We start from the raw sequence: 9,971 nt of genomic DNA, 5'->3' as shown, positions 1-9,971 counted from the left end.
ATCTATAACAAATACTGATGAGGAAATTATCTCTGATTATTCTCTAACCAACTTTCCTAATCCATTCAATCCAACAACAAGAATTGAGTATCAGCTTCCTAAAGCTGGATTTGTAACCGTTAAGGTTTACAATGCTCTTGGCAAAGAAGTGGCAACGCTTGTTAATGATCGAAAGGATGAAGGAAAATATTTTGTTGAGTTTAACGGAACTGATCTTTCCAGCGGAATTTATTTCTGCGAGCTTAGAGCAAATGAATTTGTAACTATGAAGAAGATGCTGCTGGTTAAATAATTCCTCTGTTTTGCAGGAACACTCATTTAAGTGTGTTCCTGCACTTGATACTTGGAATTTGTTCTCTGTTGTTTTTCATTACTCGCCGAGCACGGCTTCATAAGAATGAATCTTCACAATCAAAACGCAAAGGGTTCAAAGTTTTTCAAGAATTGATTGACCGATTGATTCAATTATCTTAAATTACCAGCGAAAGAAAAAGGTTCTATTATGAAATCATTTAGTCCAAAGATTCTTCTTATACTTGCCATAATCTTCTTTTCTTGTGATTGTAAATCCCAGAATAAATTAAATGATAGACAACCAGCAGTTGCAGGACAATTTTATCCTGCCGACCCAACCAAACTGAAGGCTGATCTGGAAAAATATTTTTCAAGCGCAGTTCAACCTAAAAATTTTTCTAATGTTATTGCGATAATTGCTCCACACGCAGGATATGTTTTTTCCGGAGAAGTTGCCGCTTCCAGCTATAACCAGATTGATCCGGATAAAGATTATGAAAATATTTTTATCCTTGGCATCAGTCACCGTGTTGGATTTGAAGGGGCTTCAGTTTACAGCATCGGAAATTTTATTACTCCTTTGGGAACAGCCAAAGTAAACACCGAGGTGGCAAAAGAGCTAATTAAAAAATCTGCTTTATTTTCTGCGCGAACAGATGCGCAAAAATATGAGCACAGTGTTGAAGTCCAGGTTCCATTCCTTCAATACAGATTGAAGAAGGACTTTAAAATTATCCCCATCGTATTGGGAACAAATCCGCCTGATATTTGTAAGAATATTGCCGAAGTACTGAAACCATATTTTAATTCAAAAAATCTTTTCATCATCAGTACAGATTTTTCCCACTATCCAAAATACAAAGATGCAGTTGAAGTTGACAAGTTAACGGCGGAAGCGGTTCTAGCTAACTCGCCCGAAAAATTATTGGAAGTAATTAATGCAAACGAGCAAAAGGGAATTGCCGAACTTGCAACTTGTATGTGCGGAGAGGCGGCGGTGCTTACTTTGCTTTATATGACTGAGAATAATCCAGATATTGCAATTGATTTAGTGCAATACAAAAACTCAGGTGATACTCAATATGGTGATAAAAACCAGGTTGTAGGTTATAACTCGATTGTCTTTTCTTTAAAAGAGAGTAAGAGTAAGAGCAAGATTAAGAGTAAGATGAAGAATGAGAAAGATGGAGAGTTCAATCTAGATGAGAATGATAAAAGAGAATTACTTTCGATTGCACGCAATACGGTAAAGCTGTATGTTGGCAGCCATCAATTGCCGGAGGTTGATGAAAAGAATTTATCTGATAATTTAAAAACAAAATGCGGAGCGTTTGTTACACTGAAAAAGAATGGCGAACTCCGTGGATGCATTGGTCGCTTTGATGCGGCTGAACCACTTTACAAAATTGTTCAGCAAATGGTAGTAGCTTCCTCAACACAAGATTACCGTTTCTCCCCGGTGGAACCGAATGAAGTTGATAAACTGGAAATTGAAATTTCTGTTCTTACTCCGATGAAAAAGATAAACTCAATTGATGAAATTGTACTTGGCAAACATGGAATTTACGTTAAGAAAGGAATGAGCGGAGGAACATTCCTTCCACAGGTGGCAACAGAAACCGGCTGGACTAAAGAAGAATTTCTCGGACATTGTGCGCAGGATAAAGCCGGCATTGGCTGGAACGGCTGGAAAGATGCCGACATTTTTATTTACGAAGCTCTTGTTTTTGGTGAGAATGAGTTGTGGAAAAAATAAAAAAAACTTTAACTCTTGCCGTTCTTTCCCTTGGCTTCACTTCCATTATTACTCAAATAATTCTTCTCCGGGAGTTTCTCTCAGTCTTTTATGGTAATGAACTTGTAATCGGAATTATTCTTGCTAACTGGATGGCGCTTACTGGACTCGGTGCATATTTAGGGAAATTTTCTGAACAATTAAAGATAAAACAAAAACATTTAGCTTTTCCATTTATTGCACTTGCCGTTTTACCAATCGTTACAGTTTTTCTTTTAAACTATCTCAAGAACATTGTCTTTATTGCCGGCAGTATGATTGGCATAGTACAAATATTTTATAGTTCGTTCATCTTGCTTTTACCTTACTGCTTGTTATCTGGATTTTTGTTTACTCTTTTAGCCGGTACTGTTTCCGGTTTAAATAAATCAAACCTGATCAGCAAAGTTTATTCGATAGAATCGATTGGAAGCATTATTGGCGGAATCATCTTCAACTTCATTTTGATTTTCTTCTTAAAGACATTTCAGAGTTTGACCATTCTTTTGATTACCAACTTAGTTCTGGCTAATATTCTCATTTACAAATATAACCGCCGAACCACAAGATATATTTCTCTTATCGCTTCAGTTGTTGCTCTGGTAATAGTTTTTAATTTCAATTTTGATGAATTGGCAAGACAATTTCTCTTCAAGGATCAGGAGATAATTTTTTACAAAGATACTCCATATGGAAATTTAACTGTTGCCAAACAAGGTGAGCAGAAGAATTTTTTCGAGAATAACGTTTTATTTTTTTCTACTAATGATCCAGCATCAAATGAAGAAGCGGTTCATTACGCAATGATTCAGCATCCGAATCCTAAAAATGTTTTGCTTATTGGAGGTGGAATTTCCGGAACAACAAATGAAGTTTTAAAATACAATGTTGAAAGAATAGATTATGTTGAAGTAAATCCATGGATAATCCAAATTGGCAAAACTTACACCGATGCTTTGAATGATAAAAGAATTAACGTTTTAAATGAAGATGGCAGATTGTTTGTAAAGAGCACACCCAAGAATTACGATGTAGTTCTGATCAATCTTCCGGAACCAATAACGGCGCAGCTAAACCGGTTTTATACCACTGAATTTTTTATTGAGCTTAAGACAAAGCTTAATCGGGCAGCGGTTGTTTCATTAAGCCTTTTACCAGCTACCGATTACATAAGTCAGGACGCGCGTCAGATAAACTCAATAATTTATCATACGCTCAAAACGGCATTCAAAAACATTCTGATTGTTCCGGGGATGAAGAATTATTTTCTTGCATCGGATAGCGAGCTTAATATTAACATTGGAAAAATGATTGAGCAGCGGGGATTAAATAATCTCTATGTTAATCAATATTATCTTGATGATGAAATTCTTCACCAGCGCAGCGAATATATCCAGAGCAATATTTTAACAAATACGAAGTTGAATAAAGATTTTAATCCGGTTTCTTATTACCGGCAGATATTGCACTGGTTAAGTTACTTTGAAGTGAATTATTGGATTCCATCAATATTAATTTTACTTGGTTTGGTTTTACTTTTACTAAAATTGAATCCGATAAGCTTTGGTGTTTTCTGTGGGGGATTTGCCGCCTCCTCGATTGAGGTTTTATTGCTGATCGTCTTTCAGATAATCTATGGTTATGTGTACCAGGTTACCGGAATAATCATAACCATCTTTATGGCTGGCTTAGCGGTAGGTTCGTTTTACTGGAACAAAATATTTTCCCAGCCGCAGATGAACCATTTTATAAAAATTCAATTTCTCATTTCCATATATTCGCTTTTGCTTCCGCTGATTTTTATTCTACTTAAATCATTTTCCATAAATGCCGTAATTGTTCATTCAATATTTTACCTGCTTACTTTTATAATTGCTTTTTTAGTTGCGCTTGAGTTTTCCCTTGCGACAAAATTAGAATCAGGAAACGTTTCAAAAGTTGCTTCTAAAATTTATGGAGTAGATTTAATTGGTTCAGCGTTCGGAGCACTGCTGGTTTCGGCTTTTTTAATTCCGCTGCTTGGGATAATTATGGTTAGTTTGGTTATTGGTTTACTCAATCTGATTAGTGGAATAATTTCCTTTTACAACAGGAGGAAATATTCCTCTTTATTTTAATTGATAAGAAAAAGAAATTACAAAATGAATTTTGAGATGAGATTATGAATGATCCTTTAGAATTCAGAAAATTTAACAAACGCCAGTTCATCAAATACTGTTCGCTTGGAATTACCGGAATTTGTGTTGGAATAAATAACATCGATTCATTTGCAAACACTGTTTGCAAAGAGCTTACACTAGTAAAAAGTGATGACTTATGGAAGTGGAGCAAGGAAGCGATGTTCTATGAAAAAACTTCCCGTGGATTGTACTGCCAAAAATGCCCAAATGAATGCTCGCTTGATGAAGATGAAACCGGTAAATGCAGGAACAGAATAAACCATAACGGAAAGATGTATTCGATTGCATACGGAAATCCTTGTGCCGTTCACATCGATCCGATTGAAAAAAAACCGCTCTTCCATTTCCTCCCAACATCCAAAGCATTTTCAATTGCTTGTGCCGGGTGTAATCTTTTTTGCCTCAACTGCCAGAACTGGGAAATCTCCCAGGTCAGTCCAAAGGAAACACAAAACTATGATATGATGCCATCAAAAGTGGTGGAGCTTGCAAAGCAAAATAATTGCGCAACGATTGCTTACACTTACTCCGAGCCAACGACTTTTTATGAATATGCGCTCGATACCTCCAAACTTGCTCATCAAAATGGAATTAAAAATGTCTGGAAATCCAATGGGTACATAAATGAAAAACCAATCAGGCAGTTAGCTAAATATCTTGATGCCGCAAATATCGATCTGAAAAGTTTTGATGATAGTGTTTATCAAAAACTTAATGGCGGTAAGCTGAATACTGTTTTGCAAACATTAAAAATTCTGAAAGAGGAAAATGTTTGGTTGGAAATAACAAATCTTATAATCCCAACGTGGACAGATAATCTTGATATGATAAAGCGAATGTGCGATTGGCTTGCTAAAAATGGATTACAGGATTGCCCGCTTCATTTTAGCCGCTTCTCTCCGCTGTATAAATTAACCCAGCTTCCAGTTACGCCGGTTTCTGTTTTAGAAAAAGCACGAGAAATAGCTGTTAAATCCGGAATAAAATATCCATTTATCGGAAACGTCCCGGGTCACTGGGCAGAAAATACTTATTGTCCAAAGTGTGGCAAAATGCTTATAGAACGAAAAGGTTTTGCAATTCTTAATAACTTTGTTGTAAAAGGTAAATGCAAGTTTTGCGGAGATAAAATTGCTGGTGTTTGGAGTTGATAATTTTTAAGAATCGCTTTGCTTTTGAGTTTTTACTTATTATATTTTTAAAGAGCTAATAAATGGAAAGATTAATTAATGTTTTTAATTTTTTCCATTACAATAGAAAAAACAATCAAAAATCGGAGGAAACTTTTATGAAGACCGTAAAATTCTTTCAGGCTATTTCTGTTTTATTAATTATCACTTTTATTTCGGCAACAAATATTAACGCCCAGGAGGGAAGTGCAGATCAGGCAGCAATGATGAAAGCTTGGCAAGAATACATGACTCCTGGTAATATTCACAAAATGATGGCTAAAGATGTCGGGGAATGGAAAGCATCCGTTACTCAATGGATGGACCCAGCGCAGCCACCCACGAAATCCGAAGGTACCTGCACTAATGAAATGCTTCTTGGTGGAAGATACCTCCAATCTAAATATACAGCCACAATGATGGGTATGCCAATGAATGGAATTGGCATTATGGGTTATGATAATGCAAAAAAATTATTCCAAAGTTACTGGATTGATAATATGGGAACCGGTACAATGCTTGTTGAAGGTCCTTTAGATGAAACTACTAAAACCATTACAATGACTGGAAAAATGTTTGATCCAATTTCTAAAACCGAAATTGGAGTAAAGCAGGTAAATAAATGGATTGATGATAACCACAGTGTTATGGAATTGTATATGGTTCAGAATGGAAAAGAAATGAAAAATTTACAAGTGGATTATGAAAGGAAGTAAAGCCTATTCCTAACCCCTTCCCTGCTTACCGAGTCTGTTGCACAACTCGGATATGTCATTCTGAGCGAAGTTATGAGCGAAGAATCTAACACCCGGATAAGAGTAAGTGCCATTATTAGAATAGAGATTCTTCATTTCGCTTTGCTTCATTCAGAATGACAAGTTCTGCACCAGACACTACCAGCAGGCAAGCCTTAGGAAGGGGCTTTTTTATTTTATTTAATTATTTGTTTTGGAGAAAATCTTTTCCAGATAAAGTAAACTGGAATTCCCATCAGAACGATTATCATCCCGCGCAATGTAAAAGCTGGTTTATAGATTAATAGATCAATACAAATTGCTGAGGCAATTATTATATAAAGAGCCGGAATTACCGGATAACCAAATGCTTTATATGGTCGTTCAACCCAAGGCATTTTCTTCCGTAAGATAAAAACCCCGGCGATTGTTAATATATAAAAAATGAGGACGGCAAATACAACATAATCCAACAAATCTCCATACGTGCCCGATAGACATAATAGACATGCCCAAACAGCCTGAAGAACCAGCGCAGCTCCGGGAACTGATTTCTTATTCAAAGTTCCAACGCTTTTAAAGAAAAGATTATCATTCGACATTGCATAATAAACTCTTGCTCCGCTTAGTATAATTCCATTGTTGCATCCAAAGGTTGATATCATAATTAATATTGCCATTACAATTGCCGCTGGTTCTCCGAATGCCTGTACGGCGGCGGCAACTCCAACTCTATCGCTTGAAGCAAACTGAATGCCTCTTGAAAGTACTGTGCTGCCATCCAGTGTTCCTTGAATTGGAAGAATTAAAAGGTAAGCAACATTTGCAAGCATATATATTATTGTAACCAGACCAGTTCCTAATGCAAGACTTAAGGGAATATTTCTTTTTGGATTCACAACTTCACCGCCGGTGAATGTTATATTCTCCCAGGCAACTGAAGAAAATAGAGAACCGACCATTGCAACGCCAATTGCAGCCAGCAGCACTGTACCGGTCAATTGATCAATGGAAATAATTTTTCCATTAGCAATATGTGTCCAGCTCGCATTCCATAATTGTTCAAAATTGATATTAATAACATCGGGGTTGCTGCCAATCCAGATTCCTAAAAGTATTAGTCCCAGCAAGGCGATGGTTTTTGTTAAAGTAAAAAGATCCTGAACAACTTTACCGCTCTTGATTCCACGAAGATTTATAAAAGTTAAAATGATTATGCTGAATATTGCTAAAAACTGCGCCGCGGAAATTTTTAATCCGAGTAAGGAAAACAAAATATTCTTTTCACTGAACCATGGAAAAATAACAGCGGTGAATTTTGCAAACGCAACTGCAACTGCCGCAATCGTTCCGGTTTGAATAACCAGAAACAATGTCCATCCATATAAAAAGCCAACTAAAGGATTATAAGCTTTTCGTAAATAAACATATTGACCCCCAGCGTGTGGCATCATTCCGGCAAGCTCACCGTAACTTAATGCGGCAATTACTGTAATTACTCCTGTTATTAACCAGACAAGTAGAAGATAACCGGGCGAACCAACTGTTCTTGCAATATCGGCGCTTACAATAAATATTCCCGAACCAATCATAGATCCAACGACTATCATTGTAGAATCGAATAGTGTTAGTTCTTTTTTAAATTTTGAATTATCGTTATTTGTGGATTGTGTTGTTGTATTCAAGTTCATCCACTCCTTAAAAAATTAAAAAATCTTGTTCATTATTCCTTTTTAAAATCTTATTTGTACCATAAATTAAGAACGCAATACTCCTGCCTTCCCTTCCTTACTATGGAGGGAAAATGAAAGGGGATTAACCACTTTAGCTTTAAATGATAAACGTTAGACGATAAACATTGAATAATTGATGTAACAATAGTTCATTTTCAGGTAATTATCAATTCTTTACAAGGAAAAACCTCAAAACCAGCAGCAGAAGGACCAATAAATTATTTTTATCCGAAAAACTATAGTAAATTGCCTTTGGTTATAAAAGCACGGGGGTTCTTACTTAAAAGCCTAACCAGAGATAACTTTCAATAAAAGACAAAATTGTTATTCCTGTTTCAGTTGTTGTCTTTACATTTCTTATTATACAGAACAGAAAATCACCAACAGAACCGGAAGATAATTTGCAACAAGGCAAAACACTAAAATGAAAATTAAAATAACATTAACAATAGCTTTAGTAATAACGTCTTTTATAATTAGTTCATGTGATAAATCTACTGAGCCGCCAGTTGATAATATTAAAGAATATACTTGGACTATAGATACCCTAATTAATCCACATGGTTACGGTGTTGTCCCTTGGTCTATTTGGGGAAGTTCTTCGAAAGATGTTTGGATTGCAGGTTTTAACCTTGCCAGCCAGGGAGAAGTATTTCATTGGGATGGTAACAAATGGAATAGAGTTACCCCGAATTTGGGATTTAACTATGAGGCAGCGGCAATTATTGGGTTTGCTGAAGATAATGTTTATATAGCCGGATATAAAATAATAGCTGATACCGCACTTCATTCCGTAAGTATTATTTTACATTATAACTACAGCGAATGGCAAGAGGAAATTATTCCGATAAAAGGGGATGCTTTATTATATATCCATGGTAGAACTTCTAATGATCTATGGGCTTGTGGAAAATATGGTTCTCTTTATCATAAAGAAGGTTCTATTTGGCAAAAAATGCCTTTTGATAAAAGAAAATATTTAGGATTATTATCTGTAGAACCCGATTTAGGTCCAATATATGTCGCTCCAAACGGAGAAGTTTTTCTTATGAATAAATACTACAATTATAAAGTTTATGGTGATACCGCTATGTTCTATTTTTCAAAATATAGTAATAACACCTGGAAAGATTTAGACTCTTGCAGATTAGTAAATATTAATTCAGTACCTTCCGGTTATAAGTTTGGCAACAAGGCAATGTGGGGAAGTAATGAAAATGAAATCTATTCAGTTGGTAATGCAATTTATAAATATAACGGGCATAAATGGGTTATTCAGATAGGAGGCAATCCTGACTATCTTGATATTAAAGGTACATCAGCAAATAATGTTTATACAGTTGGTTTTCATGGAACATTAAGAAAATTCGATGGAAATGAATGGTGGCCAATTGGTGGATTCAGTAAATATATAGTTGACTTCTATGCAGTAATGCCTTTTGAAAATGATATATTCATTGCTGCCCATCAAACAGGAATAGGCTATGTGGTGCGCGGTAAAGTAAAATAAACTGTAGCAAAGAAAAAACCAATGCGAGCTATGTTTATCTGAAAGTCGATAGTAAATTGCCTTTGGTTATAAAAGCACGGTTGTCCTTTCATAAAAGCCTACTAGAGATAACTTTCAATAAAAGACAAAATTGTTATTCCTGTTTCAGTTGTTGTCTTTACTTTTCTTATTATGCAGAACAGAAAATTTTCGATCCTGCAGGGGTGGGATTATATTTGGTAAGTTGATACGCTTAATTTTCCCTTTAAGATGTTTACGCGTATTTAGGGCAGTACACCTAATGATGGCTTGGTGGAAGAAATGGACTTATATGGTTTTATAACGGAATTGAAAGGTATGGATTTGACCATATTGGAAGCCGATAGAAATAAAAAGAAAAATATTTTTAAGTTTATTGAGGCATTTAAGGAGTTAAATTAAACAATAATAAATTTTATACTGATATGAAAAACAAAATCATGAACATACTGCTTTTATTTTTAATTACTGCAATGTTAAGCCTGCCTATCGGACAGACAGGCTGCAATACCAATGAACCAAATAATGATGAAAATAAAATTACAAGCCATGATTTTAC

7 protein-coding genes are annotated in these 9,971 nt (G+C 35.5%); 6 read left to right on the top strand and 1 reads right to left on the bottom strand.

The window, feature by feature from the left end:
• The 5 genes from NTX22_09095 to NTX22_09075 form a co-directional block, all read left to right on the top strand.
• Positions 1-292, top strand: a 292-nt coding sequence (locus NTX22_09095) for a T9SS type A sorting domain-containing protein (GenBank protein ID MCX6150665.1), incomplete at its 5' end; no start/stop codon positions are given.
• 210 nt (positions 293-502) lie between these two features.
• A complete protein-coding gene (amrB, locus tag NTX22_09090) occupies positions 503-2,050 on the top strand; it encodes an AmmeMemoRadiSam system protein B (GenBank protein ID MCX6150664.1) in 1,548 nt (515 codons plus the stop codon).
• Positions 2,038-4,185: a fused MFS/spermidine synthase gene (locus tag NTX22_09085; protein ID MCX6150663.1), complete on the top strand. Its 2,148-nt coding sequence runs from the start codon at positions 2,038-2,040 to the stop codon at positions 4,183-4,185. The genes amrB and NTX22_09085 overlap by 13 nt, the downstream gene beginning before the upstream one ends.
• A 44-nt stretch (positions 4,186-4,229) precedes the next feature.
• Complete coding sequence (gene amrS / locus NTX22_09080; GenBank protein MCX6150662.1) at positions 4,230-5,399, top strand: AmmeMemoRadiSam system radical SAM enzyme; 1,170 nt, start codon at positions 4,230-4,232, stop codon at positions 5,397-5,399.
• 137 nt (positions 5,400-5,536) lie between these two features.
• Positions 5,537-6,133, top strand: coding sequence for a DUF1579 domain-containing protein (locus NTX22_09075; GenBank protein MCX6150661.1), 597 nt, complete (start codon positions 5,537-5,539; stop codon positions 6,131-6,133).
• 215 nt (positions 6,134-6,348) lie between these two features.
• Here NTX22_09075 and NTX22_09070 read toward each other — a convergent pair whose 3' ends face one another.
• Positions 6,349-7,842 (bottom strand): amino acid permease, encoded by a 1,494-nt coding sequence (locus NTX22_09070; protein MCX6150660.1) that lies wholly within the window; start codon positions 7,840-7,842, stop codon positions 6,349-6,351.
• A 466-nt stretch (positions 7,843-8,308) separates the two neighbouring features.
• On the opposite strand from NTX22_09070, the gene NTX22_09065 reads away from it, so the two are divergent.
• Positions 8,309-9,394, top strand: a complete 1,086-nt coding sequence (locus NTX22_09065; protein MCX6150659.1) for a hypothetical protein — start codon at positions 8,309-8,311, stop codon at positions 9,392-9,394.
• Positions 9,395-9,971 lie beyond the last annotated feature (577 nt).

The organism is Ignavibacteriales bacterium (assembly GCA_026390815.1).
Lineage (GTDB): Bacteria > Bacteroidota > Ignavibacteria > Ignavibacteriales > SURF-24 > JAPLFH01.
Note: the sequence above shows the minus strand (reverse complement) of the source record. Positions and strands in the feature narration are given on the sequence as shown.

Bases quoted from the DNA above. Each gene is read 5' to 3' on its own strand.
- NTX22_09075 (MCX6150661.1), top strand. From the start codon at position 5,537: ATGAAGACCGTAAAATTCTTTCAGGCTATTTCTGTTTTATTAATTATC.
- NTX22_09070 (MCX6150660.1), bottom strand. From the start codon at position 7,842: ATGAACTTGAATACAACAACACAATCCACAAATAACGATAATTCAAAA.
- amrS (MCX6150662.1), top strand. From the start codon at position 4,230: ATGAATGATCCTTTAGAATTCAGAAAATTTAACAAACGCCAGTTCATC.
- NTX22_09065 (MCX6150659.1), top strand. From the start codon at position 8,309: ATGAAAATTAAAATAACATTAACAATAGCTTTAGTAATAACGTCTTTT.
- amrB (MCX6150664.1), top strand. From the start codon at position 503: ATGAAATCATTTAGTCCAAAGATTCTTCTTATACTTGCCATAATCTTC.